Consider the following 21385-nt stretch of genomic DNA (forward strand, 5'->3'; position numbering starts at 1 on the left):
TTAATCCGTTAAATCCTGAAAATTGAATAGTAAAAAGCTGATATAGAGGTGTTTTTATTAATAATAATTGCTTACTTCAATAAGATTCTGATCCGGATCACGGAAATAAACCGATTTGATTTTGCCTGCAGCTCCGGTTCTGTCTACAATCCCTTCAATGATGTTTACATTTTTCTGCTTTAGCTCTTCCATCACCTCATGAATATCGGTCTCTGCAATAAAGCAAAGATCAGCAGAACCACAGGTTGGCAGCTCTGCTTTAGGCTCAAATTCATGACCTTTCTGATGCAGATTAATTTTTTGATTTCCAAAGATGAGTGCTTTTCTGTCATTCCCAAAAACAACCACTTCAAATCCCATAACATGCGTATAAAATTCTATAGTTTTATCAATATCTGCCACTGTTAAGACAAGGTGGTCAAGGTTCTTTATTTTCATAAATTAATGATTAACAACAATTTTCATCAGAATTAAGGCTGTTTATAAAGCTGTGATCCCGTTATGGATTGTTTTTTTAGATTTAAAATGATAGATTTACATGAATTAACACGAAACCATGATATATTATTTTTTCCTTCTTTTTATTATCGCTCTTTTTGGAGGTATTTCTTATCTGATTATGCGCTTTTTTGGTAAATGGACCAGGAATAATAAATATGCGGTACTTTTTAATACCTTAATATTTATCGCCTCATTTTTTCTGATTTCTTTTCTTAGCTTGTATATTTTCTTTTCCAATGTTGATTTTTCCAGGTAGCAGTAAATCTTTTCTGAGAATTAAGTAAGCCATCAAAAGGTTGATAAAAAGGGCTGCCCAGACATTCAATCCATAAAAAAGCTCGTAATCATGGCGGGTTTCATTATAAAACAGATTCTTAACGATTCTGAAAGTAATAGCTGTGGTGGTTACGGCATAGCTTAAAACCATATACGTTCTATGCTTACTGATATTCCCCTTTTTGATAAAAAGTACGGCAGCAATGGTGAAATATGCCCAGAGCACATCCTGTATCAGAAATCCTGTAATTCCGATTATTCCTCCATTGGAAAAAAGTCCAAGTACAAAACATGCCGGAACATTAATGATCAGAATATTGTAAACATATATTTTCCCAATAATCTTATGAAGATCTCTGTTTTCATCCAAAAACCGACTTGAAAACTGCGTAAGACCGGCCAGAAGACAAAGCGTTATGGAAAAGATATGAATATAGAAAAAAGCCATCCAGTACGGATTATTTACAACCTTTTGCTTAAAGGCAAGAAACCCGATATTTTTTTCAAGAGAAGTGTACTGGGAAATAGTTTTCAGCATTAAAATACTGAAAAGAAGAACTAAAAATAAAGCGGTTATTTTAATGATCTTTTTTCCCAAAACCTTCATTTTATATCAACGATTACTCTTCCCATACTTCTCTGATCTGTTTTTCCAGATCTTCCATGTCTTTAAACTTTCTCAGTTCCAATGATTTTTCTGAAGCTTTAAGTTCTTCAATAATGTCAAGGATAATTTCCAAAGGTTCAGCTTCATAACCCAACAGATTGCTGTCAAAATTAGTTCCCACTAATAATCCGTCACTATTCATACCCAGGCACCAGTTTTCTACAAATTCATTAAGAGGAACAGGAGAAGGTTCATACTGATTCCATTCGTTTTCTATGCATGATTTTGCTCTTGCAGCATCAGACCAGAAACAGATAATCTGTACTTCTTCACCATCTTCGTATTCTGCCTCGTTAGAGTAGGAGGTTGCATATCCTTTATCATCTTTTAATGCAAACACTACTTCCGTTTCGCTGATTTTCCTGATAAAGTCTTTATAACGGTTCTGAACTGTAATATGATCTTGAAGCATTTTTATTTAATTATAAATTAGAAGTTATGAATAATATTTTACTCATCATTTATCAATCATCATTGATGTCTACATGATTCCTTTGATTCGTAAGTGCTGTAAAAGCATGATTGTTTTTGCATCTTTAATTTCTCCTGCATCAATCATTTTCAGACTTTCTTCAAACGATAATTCCAGAACTTCTATATTTTCACCTTCTTCTTCCAATCCGCCTCCGTCATTGATTTTCATTTCATGAGAATATTCTGCAATGAAGAAATAAAGAATTTCCGTTACAGATCCAGGAGACATATACGCTTCAAATATCTTTTCAACGCGGGAAATCTTATATCCGGTTTCTTCTTCAGTTTCCCGTTTTATACAATCTTCCGGATTATCATTATCCAGCAGTCCGGCGCAGGCTTCAATAAGCATGCCTGTAGAATTTCCATTGATGTATGTGGGTAATCTGAATTGTCTGGTGAGAATAACCGTGTTTAAGGCTGTATTATAAAGAAGGATAACGGCTCCGTTTCCTCGGTCGTAGGCTTCTCTGCTTTGAGTTTCTGTGGTTCCGTCTTTTTTCGATACTGAATAAGTGACTTTGTTTAAAATATACCAGTTATCTGAAAGAATTTCTGTGTTTAATAGGGTAATATTGGGGTTTTTCATTAGAATATTTTCTGTGTTATAATCAATGGGTATTGTAAATATTTTTTAATTAAAAGGTTCTATCTTTTATACGGCTGCTTCTTTAATAAATCCTTTAAAGCGTTCTCCAGATCCGGAAATTTGAAATGGAAACCAGTGTCCTGAAGTTTCTTTGAAGAAGCTCTGGAACCTTCCAGAATAGCAGTAGCAAGCTCTCCGAATAACAATTTAAGAACAAATCCCGGAACATTAGGCATGAACAAAGGTTTTTCAAGTACCTGGGCAATTTTTTTTGTCAGTTCTCTATTGGTGGCATGTTGTGGAGATACAGCATTATACGCTCCGTCCATTTCAGGATTTTTTAAAGCAAATTCATAAATAGAACAAATGTCTTCAATATGAACCCATGGCATATATTGCTGGCCACTTCCCAGCGGAGATCCGATACCATATTGAATAGGAGGTACCATTTTTTTTAAAGCGCCGTCTTTTTCAGAAAGAACAACGGCAGTTCGTATTTTGACCACCCTTTCTGCCAGATCCTGTTCTTTAAAGTCATCAGCTGCTCTTTCCCATAAAACGACCACTTCACTGAGAAAGTCATTACCTGGAGGATCATTTTCTGAATAAATCTTTTCTGAAGTTTCTGTACCATAAAAATTGATTCCTGAAGCTGAAATAAAAGACTTAAGCTTTATCTTATTCTTTCTTAAAGCCGTTCGGAGTAATTCTGCGGAATCAATTCGGCTGGAGATCAATTCTTTTTTTCTTTCGGGAGTCCAGCGTTTTTCTGAAATATTGGCACCTGCAAGATGAATGATGTGAGAAACATTTTCCAAAGCGGTTTCATCAATTATTCCTTTTGTGAGGTCCCATTCATACTCATAGTCATGCACTTTTTTTCGGGTCAGAAACCTAATCTCATATTCCTTACCTATTTTTTTTGCCAGCTCTTTAGCGATCATGCCACTGGCTCCGGTGATGAGAACAACTTCTTTCATAATATTATACTTGTGGGGTGTGGGTTATGCCTGATTTTTTACAATCAGTATAAAGTCATCTTCCAGAAGTTTATATCCGTAATCATAAATAAACTTGTATTCAGAGCCGTTTTTATAAACTTTCAGATTGGTAAAATAATCGAAATCAAAACCTAAGCCATCCAGTTTGGATTTTAAAACTTTTGTTTTACCATCGGTATTGATTTCCATCAGGATGCGGTAATTCTTACGGAGTTTGTTATTAACATTCCGCATTAAATTGTTAGAATCCTTATTCTGCTTATTGTTGTAGGCGTTCCGGCAGGCATCGTTGCAGAATTTTTTATCTGATCTTCCGATGATTTTCTCGCCACATTCCAGGCAATTCATGATTTTTATTTTAAATGATGGGTGTGTCTTTTTTTCAACAGTTTTTTGAACATGCTGTGGTTAGGGTAGCTTCTGTTTGGGGTAATGTTATTAAAAAACAGGGCTACAAGAAGCAGGATGATGCATCCTGAAAGAACAGGGGAGAGAACGTACCAATATCCCAGTTCCGGAATTTTTCCTGTAGAACTTACCGCAATCAGGGCTGTAGCTCCGCCTGGTGGATGCAAAGTCTTTGTATACTGCATCAGTACAATGGAAAATGCTACCGCCAAAGGAGCGGAAAGCCAGATGATATCCGGTACAAACTGATAAACGGTGACGCCTACCAATGCTGACAGAACATGTCCGCCTATAAGATTTCTGGGTTGAGCCAGAGGACTCTGGATGGCCCCATAAATAAGAACACTTGATGCTCCAAAAGAACCGATCAGGAAGATATTTTCAGTTTCTGTCAAAGTGTGGGATTGGATAAATGCAATGATCCCGATTCCAAAAAATGCTCCCAGAAACGACCAGAAATGCTCCTTGTAATCAACAAGCGTTTCTTTGTAGATCACATATTTTGAAACTCTGAATGTTCTTTTGATAGTCTTCTTCATTTATTCTTCTTTATTTTTTATAATTTGAATTAAATTTTCTACAAATGGGCGGGTATACGTTCCGTTTTCATCATAATCAGGATCCAAAATGGTAATCTCTATTCCAAAGCACAATGGATCTTCCAATAAAGGATTCAATATTTCCCTGAGATCATCATAACCGATTCCGTCTTCCATTCTGCTGTCTACGGCAGGCATAATCTCATCTTTCAGGATATCAACATCAAAATGAATGAAAAATCCATCCAACCCTTTATCATTCACCATTTTCAGAAAATCTTCAGCGGTTTTCCTGAAACCATTTTCTCTGAGTTGATAAAGATCAAAATAATGAATACCTGAATTGATAATTTGGGCAACATATTCTTCATCATCTGTTTCTGCATTGCCACAACAGAAAATATTTTCTTCAGATAGATAGGGTTTTAAACCATTAATATCGGTTAGCTTTTCGTGTCCGGTGCCGGTAATGATTGCGAGATCCATTCCTGCTGCGCCTCCGGTTTCAGACAGTTCGGGTGGGATAAAATCGGTGTGTCCGTCAAGATAAAATAGTCCGAAATTTCCCAGCTTTTTCAGAGCTACAGCATTTCCTATGAGAATACTGCAGTCACCTCCAAGAATAATATTAAATGTATTCTTTTCATAATTGCGGAGAATACAGTCGGCCTGCTGTTTAGCATACTCAATAATCTGGTCTGCATTTCTGACTTTTGATTCTTGATCAAAGTCCATAGAATACGCCGGAGCTTCCAGTCTAAAAACGGCACTAGGATTAATTCTGCTATGAAAATCAAATTTTCTGAGCCAATCCGGAAGTTTTCGAACTCCGGGTTCTGTCTCATGTCCTTTCTTTGTAAGTCCTAAATTGAGAGGAAACTCAAAAATATTGATGTTCCTTTTCATAGATGAATTTTCACAAAGATACGGAATTATCCGTTTGTAAATGGATAGCTGCGAGAGAGGGAGATCATTTTATTGGAATAAATCTATTCTTAGAATGAAATGATTATTTAGCCCTGAAACATAATAAATTATTCATGTATTATCTGGAAATAAACTCATTCTGGAAAGTTTTGTTTAAATATTGTGTTTTTTCAATAGAAGAAGATTCATTGATTAAAAAATTAATATTATAAAAAGAAATTCTGTTTAATTCTCTTTGTTTTGAAAAATTTAGTATTTGTCGGTATTTTGCATTGTTTTTTTGATCATAAAGTTTTATTGTTTATGTAACTGTCTTATTTTCAGTAAATAAATACGATTTTTATTTCACTGTATTGTGTTTTTTTTGTAATTTTGAGATAAAGATTCAAAAAAACAAACCATGAAAAAATCCAATTTATTGATCAGTATTCTGTGTTCCTCATTTGTATTTGGACAGGTTGGGATTAACACGACTTCTCCACAAGGAGTTCTAGATGTTACCTCAGCTAATTCAGCCGTTGTACTCTCCAGAAATGCGAACCCGCCAGCCAATGTACCAGCACCCACGGCAGGAATGATTATCTATGATTCCACCAATAAGACGCTAAGGTATTATAACGGAACCTTTTGGAGTACCGTCATTTCTTCGCAGACATTAACAACAGCTAATGAAGGAGTTGTTAAGCTGAATAGCGGAGCAGGAGTGAAACCCACATTTGCATTTAAATCTTCCGGAGGTGTCCCGTTAATGACTTATCAAAATATTGTTTACCAAACACCGATGAATATTGTCACAGACTTTGCTGCTCCTCCCACAACCACATGGCCGGAAAATATTATCAGTCCTGTGCCCGGAGATATATACAATCCTACTACAGGACATTTTTTGGAAAACCCTATTGCCGGGCAGGTTCATATGTGGAGAGTCATTGTCAGTTATTCCAATAAGAATAATGGTTCTGTAGCCTTTGTGACGGTCAATCTTTCCAATCCACTCCCTCCTTCAACATTTTCCATTGATCAGACTGCAGTTGCTCCCAATGGGGTAACATCCGGAAATCTGGTATTTTACCTGGTAAGTGTTGCCGATCCTTTATCTATAGGTAGCGGGTATCTTATTAAAATAAAGTCTGATACCACATTGGATGCTACTATTGATAGTATAACAAGGATTTCCCAAGCCAAAGATTAATCTCATTACTAAAGCTTATTTTCAACTTGACACATGTCACACAAGAACAAACTTATCGGGTTTGTTCTTGTTTTCATGATGTACATATCATTGTATGCCCAATAAAGTCAATCAAATACTCTATTAAAATGCTTACCATGGAAAAACAACCCGTTAAACCAGAATTTACTTTTAAAATGTTTGAAATATTAGGTGGTTTATGGCTAACCGGATGCGTAAAAACAGCAGCTGAACTCAATATTGCAGATTTGCTGGCTTCTGGTCCAAAGACGATATCCAAACTTGCTGAAGAAACAGAATCCCATGAAAAAAACTTATACCGGGTTATAAATGATCATTGAAAAAGCAGGATTACAGTTTACCATGCTTATTCATATCGGAACAGAGGCAAAAAGCATTGTTGAATGTGAAAAAATATAAATTTCAATTTTTATTTTTAGTTGCATGATTAAGTAGGAAGCGCTCAGCAATTTTGCTGAGCGCTTTTTTATCTTGTTTACTGTAAAAAGAGAGATTAAAAAACTCTGTTGATAGTTTTTTTAGTAATTAACTTTTATACTGTTATTTTTTAAGTCTTTCGATTTCTTCTTTTAGCAGACCTATATATTCCTGCATCGTTTTAATAATCTCTATGCTTAATTCATTAGTAATATTTCCAACATTATTGGCGGTGATATTACCGACGTTTGAACCTGGGCTATCATTAAATACAGGATTCTCGAAGATGAATTTTGCTTCCTCTTCTTCGTAGATTTCTTCAACAGGAACCTCTAAATATTGGGCAAGTTTGTCCCATTCTGTCTGTGTTATAGATACAGCACCGCTTTCTTTTCTGCTATAGTTGGAGACATCGGTAGGGATCACTTCAGCCATTTGCTGCTGAGTGAAACCTTTCATCTTTCTTACTGTACGAAGTTTTTCTTTTTGCATATCAGACATTTTTACAAATTTGCAAAAAAAAATTAAATTAAAGACAAAAAAAATCCTTGTAATACACCTATTTTTCAATGTTTTTTAAAAGAAGAATTTTATTTTGTGATAGGGCTTTTCATTATTTAATTTTTACTTTAAAAGTGATAATTAACGCTTTTAAATCTTTATAAATATTGTTTTACACAGAATTCTATTTATTTCTTTATCCGTTTACAAACGACTACAAACGGATTTAAATAGTTTATAACCGACTGTGATTGGGTAACATCACAATCTTTGCAACAGAGATTTGAGAAAACAGTGAACGTCTCTGATCTGAATTATTAATCTTTAAAATCTAAAAATTATGTCACTAAGAAACAAAGTAACCTTAATTGGTTACACAGGAAAAGAAGTTGAAATGGTAAACTTCGATAACGGAAATGTAAAAGCCAGTGTATCCTTAGCTACCAGTGATCATTACACGAATGCCAAAGGAGAAAAGGTAGAGGAAACCCAATGGCACAATCTTATTGCATTTGGGAAAACAGCAGAAATTTTTGAAAAATATGTTCCCAAAGGAAAAGAAATTGCCATCGAAGGAAAGCTTACCTACAGATCATATGATGATAAAGACGGAGTGAAGCGGTATGTCACAGAAATTCGTGTAGACGAGATCCTGTTATTAGGCGGTAAATAATTCTAAAAACACAAATGATGAAAGTAAAAGTTTTTAAAATCAGGCTTCCTGAAGAGTTTCTCTACAAAGACCAGAAAATGCTGGATGATTTTCTGGAAGTCAACGAGATTATGAAAGTGGAAACAGCTTTTGTAAGTGAAGAACGGTATTGGTCTGTAATATTGTATTTTGAAGATGCAAAGCCTGCAAAAAATACGGTAAAAGAACCAAAGACAGTCAAATATTCTGCAGAGAATGATTTCCTGAATACAGATGAAGAAAAGATACTGGATGCACTGAAACTCTGGCGATCAGAAAAAGCCCGGGAGCAGAATCTTCCCACTTATTTCATCGCCAGCAATAAAGAGCTGCTATCTGTAGCCAAGTATAAGCCTGCCAGAAAAGAAGAATTACTGGAGATCAAAGGATTTGGAAAGCATAAGATTGAAAACTATGGTGAAGAGATTCTTGAAATCCTTGAAAGTGTATGATTTTTCAGAATAATTGATTATACAACAGCAAAAAGCTGGGGAAGATTGTTTCTTCAGCTTTTATGCTGTGTAAAGTCCATGCAATTCCGTACTTTTGCATTTATCAAAATGACATATAAGAAATGAAGCCAAGTTTAGCAAAAGGGACGAGAGATTTTACGGCACAAGAAGTTTCCAGAAGAAAATATATCATCAATATTTTACAGAATAATTTCGAATTATTCGGGTTTCAGCCACTGGAAACTCCAAGTTTTGAAAATCTGTCTACACTGACAGGAAAATACGGAGAAGAGGGTGACCGCTTGATTTTTAAAATTTTAAATTCAAGTATCAACGAAGCAAAAGAAGAGAAAAAGAACCAGATGCTTCATGATTTTCAAAGAGCATTAGAAAAACCTTTCAGTGCGGAAAGTCTTACAGATAAAGCGCTTCGTTATGATCTTACTGTACCTTTTGCAAGATTCGTGGCAATGAATCATGGGAAACTGACATTTCCATTTAAACGTTCTCAAATCCAGCCGGTTTGGAGGGCAGACAGACCTCAGAAAGGAAGATTCAGAGAATTTTATCAGTGCGATGCCGATGTTGTAGGAAGTGAAAGTTTATTACAAGAGGTAGAATTGGTTCAGTTGTATTTGAAATCATTTGCAGATCTAAAAGTTCCTGTAACGATTCATATAAACAACAGAAAGATTCTTTCCGGATTGGCAGAATATGCAGGAATCACAGATAAGCTGATTGACTTTACTGTAGCATTGGATAAACTGGATAAAATTGGTAAAGACGGAGTTGTTAAAGAACTACTGGAAAGAGAAATCTCTCAGGAATCTATTGAAAAATTAGACTTCTTGTTCAGCCAGTCTGATGATGCATTGGAAAACCTCCTTCAACTGAAAGAGAAATTTGCAGGAAACGAAATCGGACTGAAAGGAGTGGAAGAACTTGAATATGTTCTTACCCAATCTCTGAATCTTGGTGTTGATATTCAAAACCTGGTGTTCAATATTACTCTGGCGAGAGGATTAGATTATTATACCGGAGCTATCTTCGAAGTGAAGGCAGATGAAGTTGCCATGGGTTCCATTGGAGGAGGTGGCAGATATGATAATCTGACTGAAGTTTTTGGGGTGAAAAACATTCCGGGAATAGGAATTTCATTTGGATTAGACAGAATTTATCTGGTGATGGAAGAATTGAACCTATTTCCTGAAGAGGCTTCTGCTAAAATAGAATATCTTTTTGCAAACTTCGGTGGAGAAGGAGTAACAGAAGCTTTAAAGCTGATCATACAACTAAGAGCAAAAGGTATTTCTGCAGAACTGTATCCTGAAAATTCAAAGATTAATAAGCAGTTTACCTATGCAGAGAAGAAAGGCATAAAGAATCTTGTCTTCTTGGGTGAAGAAGAAATTAAAAATAATAGGGTTACCTATAAAGACCTTGAGGCAGGGGAACAGAAAACTGTTTCTTTAGAGGAATTCTTAGGAGAATAATAAAGCAGATTTATTCTAAAGTATATCAATCAAAAAAAACAACCACTGGAAATATTTTCAGTGGTTGTTTTTTTTGATTGGTGAGAAGATTTAAATACTTTTGAGTAAAAAAGAAATGAACAATAATTGTGCATTGTGTAACGCAGAATTGACATCTATGGATACACTTTTGGGAGCTAATATACTTTCAGACGGCAATGTTTTATGCAATAAATGTTTAAATAAAGTAAGTGATATCAATGATGAATTGCTGTACAATCTTAATAAATTCAGCATTGATGATATTAATAAAATGCTGAGTGCAGACAAACCTGAAGCAGTTTCGGCGGTGGCAATTGCAGAACAGAATCTTCCCGCAGCTATAGATTTTGGCTCCCATCAAATCTCAAAAGAGGTTTATAAACGAAGACATCAGAAAATAAAGAGTGAACTGGAAATGTTGAATGCTAACCTTTCCATCTTTACCAAAGGAGAAATAAAAGAACTTCCTTATCTGATCTCCGAAGAAGAACAAATCATTGCGATCACGGATGCTCAGTTCGTTAATACATTGGCCGCAGGAGTATTGGTAGCAACACCCAAAAGAATGATATCTGTTTCAAAAGGAATGTTTGGGGCAGCAAAAATCAATGATTATCCGAATGAAAGTATTAAGGCTGTAAGTTTTGTAACAGATTCCAGATCGCCTATTATCAAGTTACATCTTGATGAAAGAATGGTAGAGTTTGAATGTTTCATGGATAAAGAGGATGCTGAGAAATTCTACGACAGGATAAAAGCTATTTATAATAGTCCTCGGGAACAGTCTTCAAAACAAATTGGTTCTGTAAACAAAAATATTCCGGTTTCATCAGAAGACATTTTTAATCAACTTGAGAAATTAGGAAAACTGAGAGAAAACGGGATTTTGACCGATGCAGAATTTGCAGAGCAAAAAAAGAAATTGCTGAAACAATTACAATAAAACTTTTAACACCCAATCATGAAAGATAAAGTATTGGCAAAAATAGTAGAAAAATGGCTTAAAGGATGGTGTCTTTCAAGAGAAGTATCTTTTCCTGTTCCCTATAAATCCGGATTTAGAGTGTTTGTAGGAGATGAAAAACAAAAAGAACGTTTTGTATTTCCTGAACTTAATGATGATTTTTTCGAACTTGCAAACTCTATTGATGAGCCGTGGGTTTATCTGAAAATATCAACGTCTCCCGGTGAATTTACAGGAAAAATACCTGCAAGATGGAAATTACAGCCACAAGGATATCTGATGACCTGTTTTCAGCCAATGAATTTCCCGGAAATTAGTCTTGCAGAAGGCTATCATTTAGAATTTTCTGAGTACAATACTACTTTTGTTGTCCGAGTTGTAGCAGAAAATGGTGAGCAGGCTTCTATAGGCCGTGTTTCTCTTATAGATGATGTTGCTGTTTATGACAGGATTATCACTGAAAAAAATCATCAAAGGAAAGGACTCGCTAGTTTCTTATTGAAAGAACTGGAGAAGATCGCTTTGTCAAAGGGCTTTTCAAATAACCTTTTAGTGGCTACAGAAGAAGGAAAACTATTGTATGAAACTTTAGGCTGGAAGATGTATTGCCTCCATACTTCTGTTGTGATTCCTTCAGAGGAATAATTTTTTATTGAATCAAATTAATAAATAGTAATTTAGATCCATAAACTAAAGCTATGAGCGAAAGATCAAGACTTGACGAAATAAGAGATGAACTTAAAAGCCTGGATATCAGTCCTACTATATTTGCCCGAAAAGAAATTCATGAATTGCCGGATATCCTTTCATCAGACGAAAGAATTGTATACCTCGTAGAAGGCAGAAATAAACTGAACAATCATCATATCATTTTAGTTGCTACAGACAGAAGGCTGATTTTTGTAGATAAAGAATTCATGTATGGATTGAAAGTTGAGGATTTTTCTTACAGCAAGATAAGCTCTATACAATATGAAACTGCATTTTTACTGGCTTCCATAGATATTCAGGTTACCGATGATATTGTAGAAATTGATGGAGTAGGAAAGTACCATGCTGAGCTGTTTTGTGAAAAAGTAAGGGATTTCATGTCTCAACCTGAAAAATCCTTTCAAATCAAATCGGAGCCCAGTGTTTTAGACCAACTCGAACAGCTTGGAAGATTAAAAGAATCCGGAGTTTTAAGTGAAGAAGAATTTCTGGAGCAAAAGAAAAAATTGATGGAGAAGCTATAATCACGATATGCTGGATAATGAAAATTTGCCGGCTGAACTTATATTATTTTAAACTAAAATCATGGAAAATTACTTAGAAATTAATAAAAAATCTTGGAATGCTAAAGTAGAGCCACACCTGAAATCGGATTTCTACTTTGTAGATGAGTTTTTAAAAGGAAGAACTTCTCTGAATTCAATAGAACTGGATCTTCTTGGAGATATAAAAGGGAAAAGTATTCTGCATCTTCAATGTCATTTTGGTCAGGACTCTATTTCTCTTTCAAGAATGGGAGCTAAGGTTACGGGAATAGACCTTTCTGATAAAGCAATTGATACAGCCAGAGATCTGGCACGGCAATGTAAAACAGACACAGCGTTTATCTGTTCGGATGTGTATAATTTGCCTGATATTCTGGATCAGAAATTTGATATCGTTTACACAAGTTATGGTACGATAGGATGGCTTCCTGACTTAGAAAAGTGGGCCGGTATTATCGATCATTTTCTAAAGCCGGGAGGAAAGTTCATTATGGCAGAGTTTCACCCTGTGGTCTGGATGTTTGACGATGACTTTACAAAAGTTGCCTACAACTATTTTAATGAAAAACCTATAGTAGAAACATATGAAGGAACGTATGCAGATCAGTCTGCACCTATTGTTCAGGAATATGTCATGTGGAACCATTCTTTATCTGAAGTTCTCAATAATTTGATTGAAAAAGATCTACAATTGAGTACTTTCAGAGAATTTGACTGGTCTCCATATGCTTGTTTCAGACATGTAGAAGAATTTGAGAAGGGGAAATGGAGAATTCCACAGTTTGGAAATAAAATTCCGTTGGTATTTGCGCTGGCAGCAGAGAAAAAATAAAATCTTGATTGTTATTTAAAATAAAAAGTCATCGTAATTAAAACTACGATGACTTTTTCCTATATATGAATGTTAAAAAAAACTGCTCTATGTTGGTTAGCTAAGAGAATCTTCAGCCTTTGTTTTAGCTTCGTCCACTTTATTCTGAACTTGGGAAGCAACATCATTGGCTTTGCTTTTAAGGTCATTTCCCCATTTATTAAGATTGTCTTTTGCAGTATTGATTTTATCTTTTACAGCTTGTTGATCTTCAGGGCTTGAATTCTTATATTTCCAATAAGCTAATGCACCTAAACCTAATAAAGCTAATAATCCTTTTGCTTTGTTTCCCATGATTTCTATTTTTTTATGTATTAATATTAAAATTTGTTGTTATGAATAATGTAAAATACGTGCCAAAAAAATAAATTGACCTATAAAAAAATGTTAAATTTAAGAGAAGACTTCGAAATTTTCACCGTCAAAACTGGCGAAAACCATAGTAGGATAGGAGTCCTGATGATAAACATTTCCCTCTTTATCAATAGCAATGGCACCTGCGAATCCATCAATAGTTTTAAGTTCATCAAATGTCTTGCTGAAGGCCTGTTGAAGATTCATCCCATCTGTAACTCTTGTTACAATTTTTGCTGCAGTAGCATTGCTGACAATATCTTCTCCAACGCCGGTACAGCTCACGGCACATACAGCATTGGCATAATTCCCGGCCACAGTGGCAGAGTCTGAAATCCTTCCGGGAATTTCAAAACCTTTCCCTCCCGTAGAGGTGGCCACAGCAAGTTTTCCTTCCTGATCAATCGCTACACAACCTACAGTTCCTTTGCCACCATTGGCAAGTTTAGCTTCGTATTCTTTTCTTCTTTGAGGAATTTCTGTAGAAAAATTTTCAAAACCATTTTCCGTAGCATAAATCTTAGCACCATTTCCTCCTAAAACCCTGTCGTCTTCATTGATAAGATCTTTAGCTACAAAAATAGGGTTCTGTACATTTTGAATATTAATCACACCACTTAGTCTCTGAGTATTTCCGTTCATAATGGCAGCACTCATACGAATAACGCCATCACTCTGGATTTGAGAACCGATGCCTGCATTGTATAACGGATCATCTTCCAGTAATGATACGGCATAGGCAACGGTATCAAAAGCCGAATGGGTTTTAAGATAGTCAAATGCTTTTTTTGCAATTTCTTTTAAAGAATTCTGTTTTGCTGTTTTTATTTCGTGGCTTTGATCGCTTTCAGAGAAAAATCCTCCGTGGATAATTACTTTCATAAATTATAGATGATGATTGATAAATGATATTCTTTTACGAAGTTAATTTATAAATTCTAATTAAACATTGAACCTTAAACTTTAAACAAAAAAAATGAAACCGAAGTTCCATTTTTATGATGATTAATAGTATATTTTTTGACTACATCAATTTATTTATCCTGCGGTATTGGATTAAATTGAGAATTTTCAATGGTCAGTTTCTTTGTTGTAAGATCATAATGGTCATTCATAGACATCACATGTACCGTTAAGTTATCAATAGAAATAGGTTCTCCAAGGTTGATATTCGTAAGGTTGGTATCTTTGATAAACCTTCCGTCAACTAAGATAACAAGGCCGGAACCTACAGCTGTCATGACATCATTATGGATGAAAAGTCCGGTGTCTTCTCCCAGTCCGATTCCTAATGTTCTCGGATTGTTCACTACTGCCTGGAAAAGACGTCCGATTCTGCCTCGCTGTACAAAGTGAGTATCAATAATAACGTTATCTATTAACCCTAATCCCTGAGTAGTTTTGATTTCTCCTTTTAGAAGGGCTTCAGAACTACTTCCCTGGTAGATCATATTTTCAGAAGCTGCTGCAGCACCTGCAGAAGTTCCGGAATAAATAAAATCCTGTTCCTGATATTTTAATAAAATGGTATCGTGAAATCTTGTTCCTCCAAGAATAGAAGTCAATCTCAGCTGGTCTCCACCGGTAAACATCATAACATCAGCAGCGTTGGCTCTTGCTACCATTGCATCAGAATTAGCTTCTTCCCGGTTGTGAATGTCAAGTACATTTACATTTTTAGCCCCCAGAAACTCAAATGCTTTTTTGTATTCAGAGCCTACGATCTGAGGAATTTGAGAAGCGGTGGTGACGATTTCAATCACAGAGTTCTCTTTAAGTTTTGATTCGTTGATGATCTTTCTTAAGATCCCACGTTCAAAAAAATTAAGGTTTTTTTCAATATTCTGATCATAGTCGGTTTCAGCAAAACTTCCTTTGTTTACAGCTCCTCCGATAACGATTAATTTTCCAACAGGTTTCATCATAGTGCAAAATTAAAAAATAATTAACATTCTTTGACGAAATTCGTGCCATCTTTAGTTGATTTTTAATGTTTTAGAAATGTTAATTAAAATTAATTTTTTTTTAACGAATCTTTAAATGTGGTATAGTTTCGTTTAGGGTTTTACATTATCTTTGGTTTTGAAAGGAGTTATTATTAACTGTTAAAATGCCAATAGACTATGAAAATCGAAAAGATTCAGGCACTAAGAGGTCCTAACATCTGGAGCATCAGAAGAAAGAAGCTGATACAGATGAGGTTGGACTTAGAAGAAATGGAGAATTATCCTACCAATAAAATTGAGGGATTCCGGGAAAGAATAGAAAAATTACTACCCTCATTAATCACACACCGCTGCTCGGAAGGAGTGGAAGGAGGTTTTTTCCATAGGGTGGAAACGGGAACCTGGATGGGACACGTCATTGAGCATATTGCTTTGGAAATACAGACCCTGGCAGGAATGGATGTCGGGTTTGGAAGAACCCGTGAAACAAAAACTCCGGGAGTATATAATGTAGTATTTAATTATATTGAAGAAAATGCCGGAATTTTTGCTGCAGAAGAAGCCGTAAAGATTGCAGAAGCACTGATTGAAAGCAAAGATTATGATTTGAATGCATGTATCCATAAATTAAAAGAAATCAGGGAGCGCGTCCGTCTTGGTCCTTCTACCGGAAGTATTGTGGAGGAAGCTGCTTCCAGAAGAATTCCATGGATCAGATTGGGAACCAATTCATTGGTACAGCTGGGGTATGGAGTGAATCAGCAAAGATTTCAGGCTACTATTACGGGGAATACAAGTTCTATCGCTGTAGATATTGCCTGTAATAAAGAATTAACCAAGAGAATGCTTCACGATGCTGCCATTCCGGTTCCAATAGGTGATCTGGTAGTTGATGAAGATGGCTTAAACGCTGTGATCAAAAAAATTGGGTATCCCATTGTTTTAAAACCTTTGGATGGAAACCATGGAAAAGGTTCTTCCATTAATGTCAACGACTGGGATGCTGCTAAAGTAGGTATGGAACATGCTCAGAAATACTCAAGAAAAGTCATTGTTGAGAAATATATCACGGGCTACGATTTTCGTATACTGGTGATTAACAATAAAATGGTGGCTGCTGCAAGAAGAGTTCCTGCTCATGTTGTAGGGGATGGAGAACTCAATCTTCAGCAACTGATTGAGAAAGAAAACAAAGATCCAAGAAGAGGCTATGGTCATGAAAATGTCCTTACTGAGATTGAGGTGGATAAAGATACCTTAGAACTTCTTGAAAAGCTTCAGTATACGCTGGAAACAATTCCTCAGAGAGGAGAAGTGGTTTATTTGAAATCCACAGCCAATCTTTCAACCGGAGGAACTTCCATTGATGTTACGGATATGATACATCCGGAAAATATCACCATGGCGGAAAGAGTTTCCAGAATTATCGGACTGGATGTCTGCGGTATTGATGTGATGGCGGAGAACCTTACACAGCCTTTAAAGGAAAGTGGTGGAGCTATTATTGAAGTGAATGCAGCACCTGGATTCAGAATGCACCTTGCTCCAAGCGAAGGATTGCCAAGAAACGTTGCTGCACCGGTGGTAGATATGCTGTATCCTCAGGGGAAACCTTTTACCATTCCGATTATTGCCGTAACGGGGACCAATGGAAAAACAACGACAACGAGACTTATTTCCCATATCGTAAAAAGTAATGGCTACAGGGTAGGATTTACCACTTCGGATGGAATTTATATTCAGAATACCATGTTGTCAAAAGGAGATACAACAGGGCCGCTTTCTGCAGAATTCATTCTAAAAGATCCTACAGTAGAATTTGCGGTTCTGGAGACTGCCAGAGGAGGAATCTTACGTTCCGGACTTGGGTTTTCGCAATGTGATATTGGAGTTCTTACCAATATTGAGGAAGATCATCTGGGGATGAATGATATTCACAGCTTAAAAGATCTTACCAAAGTAAAACGTGTCGTACTGGATAGCGTTAAAAAGAGCGGATGGAGTGTATTGAATGCAGATAATGAATATTCGATGAAGATTGTGAATGATCTTGATTCCAGTGTAGCTATTTTCAGTATGGATGAAAACAATCCTCATATCGTAAAATTTGCAAAAGAAGGAAGAATTACCTGCGTGTATGAAGAAGGTTTTGTCACCATCAAAAAAGGAGACTGGAAAATCAGAATAGGAAAAGCCAAAGATTTCCCGATTACGATGGAAGGAAAAGCCCGGTTTATGATTGAAAACGTATTGGCCGCTAGTTTGGCAAGTTATCTTTACGGATTCGGAATTGAGGATATTTCTAATTCTTTAAGAACCTTTATTCCAAGTGCACAGCTTACTCCGGGAAGACTGAATGTTTTTAAATTTAAAAATTTTAAAGTACTGATTGACTTTGCCCATAATCCTTCAGGATATGAAGCCATTGAAGATTATCTGAAAAATGTGGAATCTACAAAGAAGATAGGTATTATATCCGGTGTTGGAGACCGAAGAGATAATGATATCAGAGAGTGCGGGAAGATTGCGGGAAGAATGTTTGATTATATTATCATCCGAAATGAGAAACATCTTCGCGGAAGAACCGAAGATGAAATCAACGGGTTGATTATTGATGGAATTAATGCTGCAGGCAGAGATGTCAGCTACGAAATCATTCCTAAAGAAATTGAAGCCTTGAAGCATGCTATTGGAATGGCAGAAGAAGGAACATTTATCACGGCTTTAAGTGATGTTATTTCCAATGCTATTGATCTGGTTCAGGAATACCAGACCAAGGAATTACTGGAAGATGATAAAAACCTGTAAAGATATCTTTATAAAACTTATTAAAATTGCAATACGGAACAAAAAACGTATTGCAATTTTTGTATCTATTGTGCTGTAGCAGATCGAAGTTTGTTTGATTAAAAACAGAGGCTATATCTGCGATGACTATTGTACAAACAATTAAAGTTAATCCTTACGGTTTCCCGTAGAGTATAGTTACGGTCTCTCCGTATATTTACACCGTTTGTATAAACTAAAAGTACAAGTCAAGTTTTTTTAATGTCCTCCTTTGTTGGGGGATTTTTTATTATTAATGATGAAAGTCTTCAGGAATAAAAAATAAAACCCCCGAAATTTCGGAGGTTTGTATTTATAAGTTTTCCCAGGTTTTCTTTATTTTTTGCATTTTCACAAGATAGAAATACAAAGGAATGAGTTCTAATCTGAGGGTAAAGCTGATTGCTGGATTAACAAACGGAATAATCGCCATCATAATGAGACAAATAGCAATTCCTATAATGGCATCAATGATTGCTGCCTGCGCTGCCCAGTCTTGTTCAAACCAAAGTCCATAGGCAACAATACCTTTGAAAATGAATAGGGTGCAGATCAAAAACCCTGTCATGGAATAAGGATGATTAGCATCCATCCCATATAACGATAAAGAGATATGAGTCATCAGAGAGCCTGCCATCATAAAAATGGCAGCTAGTGCGCCTCCGATTAAAAAGATCCATAAGAAAATTTTAATCCAGGTGGGTAATAGGTTTCTTCTTCGTGTTAAACTGTGGTTTTCAAATTCTGCAAAAGCGGTTGGCTTTTCTTCCATGTAGTATTAGTTTTATAAGTTTTTATCCAAAAAAAGCATTTGAACTTCCGATCCAGATGGCATCTTTTTTATTGAAATCTACATTTACCATGGCGGCTTTAGTCATTCTTCCAAGATTTTCCAATAGGATAGGGCGTTCATCATTTTCCCGCCAAATATACAACAAACGGATCTCTGCTTTTGAAAAATCTCCGTTGATATCTTCAAAAATAGGCTCATAGTACACTTTTCTCTGCAAAATATAGTTTTCTTTATCCTGAATAGAGTCTGTAATTTCTTTTGTGGGATTTAAATTAACACCACTTCCAGCGAACGAAAATAAAGGCTTTAATACAAAATCTTCAAGGTTTTCATTTTCCGGGAATTCATGCAGGAAATAACTCTTTGGAACAAACTGATGCTGAAGTAAAGGTAAAAGGAACTTTGAGATTTTAAAGAACCAATTCGGGTGAGTGATCCATTTGACATCAACTTCCTCCCGGAAATTAAATTCAGGGGTAAGATCAGGAATATTGTCCAGTTCGTCAAATATAACACGGTTATAGATTCTTTTGATTTCAGTAAGCTTACCATTATTTTCGTAATACAGCTTTCGTCCTTCTTTCTTCACTTTCGTCAGACATACTGTTTTAATTCCTAATAATTTTTCTGTCAGAGCAAAATCAATCGCAGTTTTTTGTTTTTCCGGAAAGATTTCAAGGAGAATTACATTTTCAGGATCTTCATCTCCTACAATCAGTTCTTTCAAATAGTTCTTAAATGTCTCATGAGACATCGGATTTTTGATTTCTGAAAGGAAAGGATAGACCTCGCAGTACGTCTCTTCATATACTTTTTGAAAAGCATACAAAGAGGGAAATGCCTGAAGCTCTATCAGCTGAGGTTCTATTGCTCCGTTTTCGCTTTTGCAGACTCCAAAATCTATTGTGAAAAAATGAGGCTGATCTGTATCATTGGGAACCCGGCAGTTATCAGGAATGGCTTTTTGAAGTAATTCTGCGGGCATTGCTTTAATCTGGCTGATGATACTTTCGCTGGCATCAATAAGTTTTGCTTCAAACTCTTTAGTAAGGAAAATAGGACTTTCTGAAACTCTGAACGTAGGTTCTATTCCGCCTTTTTCAGCCAATATACCTTTTAGTTGATTGTATTTTTCATCCGAAAACGCCTGATTGTACTGTTTTCTGTATTTTGGAATCATATTTTTTTTCTTTGTGATGTTAAAAAATCGAACATTTCTGCCCGATTGTTATAGGTAGCTGGGAGCTGGTAGAGGGAAGTCTTCAAGGCCGATAATCTATAGTAGGTGTTCTAAAATATGCAGCCTTAACCGATAATAACTTCCGGCATCCTTCTTCCAGCTTCCAGCTTTTTAAGCCAAAGTTTCAGCTTTTTTCAAAATGTTTTTTTTTGCAAACTGAAGAAATCTCGGAAGAATTTGATGTCTGGTCAGAATGATTTTGTCTTCATCATCTATTCTGTCCATGGTTTCAAGATATTTTTCCATTCCGAAGTTTTCAATCATGGCTTCTCTGTTTTTTTCATCCTTCAGGTTTTCAATTAAAGATTCAGGATTAGCTTCGGGGTGAAACTGTGTTCCGAATATTTCCTCCGAAAAACGAACCGCCATTACGGCTCTTTCAAGATTGATATGAGGTCTGAATTTTTCAATCGCCATGATGGTCATTCCAAGCTCTTCGAAACGCTGATGATCCGGTTCGATAAACTGATAGGCTCTGGAATCTACGGCATAAAAAGGATCCTTAAGATTTTTGAATAAAAACTCTTCTCTGCCTTCATCGGTTTTGTGAACAGGCATTACCCCGAAGGAATAAGACTTTCTTTTGCAGATATTGCCCAGCTTCCAGTGAATACTTGCCAGCTGGAATGAATGGCAGATCAGGAAAAGATATTTTTTATCTTCATTGTATTTGTTATGCTCAAGAACTGCATCTAAAAAAGAAGCAAATCTGTCTTCCCAGGCAAGACCTTCCCGATGTGGATTTCCAGGTCCGCCCGAAGAAATGAAAATGTCAAAATCTCCGATCTCCGGCATTTCATCTTTAAATCTTACATCAAATGTTTTGATCACAACATTTTCTTCAGAGTTCTGCTGAAAAGATTCAGAAATTTCTTTAATGTTTCTAAAACCTTGGTTCACATGATTATTGTTCATGTCCAGCAGAGCAATTCGAATATCTTTCATTACATCATATTTTTTGTAAA

General features: G+C 35.9%; 25 protein-coding genes. 10 read left to right on the forward strand and 15 right to left on the reverse strand.

Annotation, left to right across the window (positions count from 1 at the left end; translation table 11 throughout):
• Positions 1 to 57: 57 nt before the first annotated feature.
• From JOE44_RS02570 to JOE44_RS02605, 8 genes are all read right to left on the reverse strand, one after another.
• On the reverse strand, positions 58 to 438 hold the full coding sequence (locus JOE44_RS02570; protein ID WP_209784212.1) for a VOC family protein: 381 nt from the start codon (positions 436 to 438) through the stop codon (positions 58 to 60).
• Positions 439 to 691: 253 nt separating this feature from the next.
• Positions 692 to 1375: a DUF2306 domain-containing protein gene (locus JOE44_RS02575; RefSeq protein ID WP_209784213.1), complete on the reverse strand. Its 684-nt coding sequence runs from the start codon at positions 1373 to 1375 to the stop codon at positions 692 to 694.
• Between the two features lie 22 nt (positions 1376 to 1397).
• On the reverse strand, positions 1398 to 1856 hold the full coding sequence (locus JOE44_RS02580) for a DUF2750 domain-containing protein (protein WP_209784214.1): 459 nt from the start codon (positions 1854 to 1856) through the stop codon (positions 1398 to 1400).
• Between the two features lie 69 nt (positions 1857 to 1925).
• Positions 1926 to 2507 carry a GDP-mannose pyrophosphatase NudK gene (gene nudK, locus JOE44_RS02585; RefSeq protein WP_209784215.1) on the reverse strand — a complete coding sequence of 194 codons (582 nt, stop codon included), beginning with the start codon at positions 2505 to 2507 and terminating at the stop codon, positions 1926 to 1928.
• Positions 2508 to 2566: 59 nt separating this feature from the next.
• Positions 2567 to 3487: a TIGR01777 family oxidoreductase gene (locus tag JOE44_RS02590; protein ID WP_209784216.1), complete on the reverse strand. Its 921-nt coding sequence runs from the start codon at positions 3485 to 3487 to the stop codon at positions 2567 to 2569.
• Positions 3488 to 3511: 24 nt separating this feature from the next.
• Positions 3512 to 3856: a DUF2116 family Zn-ribbon domain-containing protein gene (locus JOE44_RS02595; protein WP_209784217.1), complete on the reverse strand. Its 345-nt coding sequence runs from the start codon at positions 3854 to 3856 to the stop codon at positions 3512 to 3514.
• Positions 3857 to 3861: 5 nt separating this feature from the next.
• Entirely contained in the window at positions 3862 to 4455 is a 594-nt protein-coding gene (locus JOE44_RS02600; RefSeq protein WP_105682081.1) for an HPP family protein, read from the reverse strand.
• The gene (locus JOE44_RS02605; RefSeq protein WP_209784218.1) at positions 4456 to 5361 is read right to left on the reverse strand and encodes an arginase family protein; all 906 of its coding nucleotides are present in this window, start codon (positions 5359 to 5361) and stop codon (positions 4456 to 4458) included.
• 421 nt (positions 5362 to 5782) lie between these two features.
• On the opposite strand from JOE44_RS02605, the gene JOE44_RS02610 reads away from it, so the two are divergent.
• Positions 5783 to 6574: a hypothetical protein gene (locus tag JOE44_RS02610; RefSeq protein ID WP_209784219.1), complete on the forward strand. Its 792-nt coding sequence runs from the start codon at positions 5783 to 5785 to the stop codon at positions 6572 to 6574.
• Positions 6575 to 6711: 137 nt separating this feature from the next.
• Positions 6712 to 6915 (forward strand): hypothetical protein, encoded by a 204-nt coding sequence (locus JOE44_RS02615; protein WP_209784220.1) that lies wholly within the window; start codon positions 6712 to 6714, stop codon positions 6913 to 6915.
• Positions 6916 to 7135: 220 nt separating this feature from the next.
• Here the strand turns inward: JOE44_RS02615 and JOE44_RS02620 are convergent, their stop codons facing one another.
• A complete protein-coding gene (locus JOE44_RS02620) occupies positions 7136 to 7504 on the reverse strand; it encodes a helix-turn-helix transcriptional regulator (protein WP_209784221.1) in 369 nt (122 codons plus the stop codon).
• Between the two features lie 349 nt (positions 7505 to 7853).
• Here JOE44_RS02620 and ssb point away from each other — a divergent pair, with 349 nt between their 5' ends.
• The 7 genes from ssb (at position 7854) to JOE44_RS02655 (ending at position 13222) form a co-directional block, all read left to right on the forward strand.
• Positions 7854 to 8186: a single-stranded DNA-binding protein gene (gene ssb, locus JOE44_RS02625; RefSeq protein ID WP_105682085.1), complete on the forward strand. Its 333-nt coding sequence runs from the start codon at positions 7854 to 7856 to the stop codon at positions 8184 to 8186.
• A 14-nt stretch (positions 8187 to 8200) separates the two neighbouring features.
• Positions 8201 to 8656, forward strand: a complete 456-nt coding sequence (locus tag JOE44_RS02630) for an HRDC domain-containing protein (protein WP_245169686.1) — start codon at positions 8201 to 8203, stop codon at positions 8654 to 8656.
• Between the two features lie 122 nt (positions 8657 to 8778).
• Entirely contained in the window at positions 8779 to 10149 is a 1371-nt protein-coding gene (gene hisS, locus JOE44_RS02635) for a histidine--tRNA ligase (RefSeq protein WP_209784222.1), read from the forward strand.
• A gap of 157 nt (positions 10150 to 10306) precedes the next feature.
• On the forward strand, positions 10307 to 11113 hold the full coding sequence (locus JOE44_RS02640; RefSeq protein ID WP_209784223.1) for a PH domain-containing protein: 807 nt from the start codon (positions 10307 to 10309) through the stop codon (positions 11111 to 11113).
• Between the two features lie 18 nt (positions 11114 to 11131).
• On the forward strand, positions 11132 to 11779 hold the full coding sequence (locus tag JOE44_RS02645) for a GNAT family N-acetyltransferase (RefSeq protein WP_209784224.1): 648 nt from the start codon (positions 11132 to 11134) through the stop codon (positions 11777 to 11779).
• A 53-nt stretch (positions 11780 to 11832) separates the two neighbouring features.
• Positions 11833 to 12369, forward strand: coding sequence for a PH domain-containing protein (locus JOE44_RS02650; RefSeq protein WP_209789055.1), 537 nt, complete (start codon positions 11833 to 11835; stop codon positions 12367 to 12369).
• A 61-nt stretch (positions 12370 to 12430) separates the two neighbouring features.
• Positions 12431 to 13222 carry a class I SAM-dependent methyltransferase gene (locus tag JOE44_RS02655; RefSeq protein WP_209784225.1) on the forward strand — a complete coding sequence of 264 codons (792 nt, stop codon included), beginning with the start codon at positions 12431 to 12433 and terminating at the stop codon, positions 13220 to 13222.
• A 96-nt stretch (positions 13223 to 13318) separates the two neighbouring features.
• Here JOE44_RS02655 and JOE44_RS02660 read toward each other — a convergent pair whose 3' ends face one another.
• The 3 genes from JOE44_RS02660 to JOE44_RS02670 form a co-directional block, all read right to left on the reverse strand.
• Positions 13319 to 13555 carry a YtxH domain-containing protein gene (locus JOE44_RS02660; RefSeq protein ID WP_105682092.1) on the reverse strand — a complete coding sequence of 79 codons (237 nt, stop codon included), beginning with the start codon at positions 13553 to 13555 and terminating at the stop codon, positions 13319 to 13321.
• Positions 13556 to 13654: 99 nt separating this feature from the next.
• A complete protein-coding gene (locus JOE44_RS02665; RefSeq protein WP_209784226.1) occupies positions 13655 to 14497 on the reverse strand; it encodes an isoaspartyl peptidase/L-asparaginase in 843 nt (280 codons plus the stop codon).
• Between the two features lie 152 nt (positions 14498 to 14649).
• Complete coding sequence (locus JOE44_RS02670; protein ID WP_209789057.1) at positions 14650 to 15537, reverse strand: cyanophycinase; 888 nt, start codon at positions 15535 to 15537, stop codon at positions 14650 to 14652.
• A gap of 201 nt (positions 15538 to 15738) precedes the next feature.
• On the opposite strand from JOE44_RS02670, the gene cphA reads away from it, so the two are divergent.
• The gene (gene cphA, locus JOE44_RS02675; protein WP_209784227.1) at positions 15739 to 18369 is read left to right on the forward strand and encodes a cyanophycin synthetase; all 2631 of its coding nucleotides are present in this window, start codon (positions 15739 to 15741) and stop codon (positions 18367 to 18369) included.
• A gap of 331 nt (positions 18370 to 18700) precedes the next feature.
• Here cphA and JOE44_RS02680 read toward each other — a convergent pair whose 3' ends face one another.
• The 3 genes from JOE44_RS02680 to JOE44_RS02690 form a co-directional block, all read right to left on the reverse strand.
• Positions 18701 to 19159: a hypothetical protein gene (locus JOE44_RS02680; RefSeq protein ID WP_209784228.1), complete on the reverse strand. Its 459-nt coding sequence runs from the start codon at positions 19157 to 19159 to the stop codon at positions 18701 to 18703.
• A 22-nt stretch (positions 19160 to 19181) separates the two neighbouring features.
• Positions 19182 to 20360 (reverse strand): hypothetical protein, encoded by a 1179-nt coding sequence (locus JOE44_RS02685; protein WP_209784229.1) that lies wholly within the window; start codon positions 20358 to 20360, stop codon positions 19182 to 19184.
• Between the two features lie 171 nt (positions 20361 to 20531).
• A complete protein-coding gene (locus tag JOE44_RS02690) occupies positions 20532 to 21365 on the reverse strand; it encodes a GMP synthase (protein ID WP_209784230.1) in 834 nt (277 codons plus the stop codon).
• Positions 21366 to 21385: the final 20 nt, after the last annotated feature.

The organism is Chryseobacterium sp. PvR013, from assembly GCF_017833095.1.
Classification (GTDB): Bacteria; Bacteroidota; Bacteroidia; order Flavobacteriales; family Weeksellaceae; genus Chryseobacterium; species Chryseobacterium culicis_A.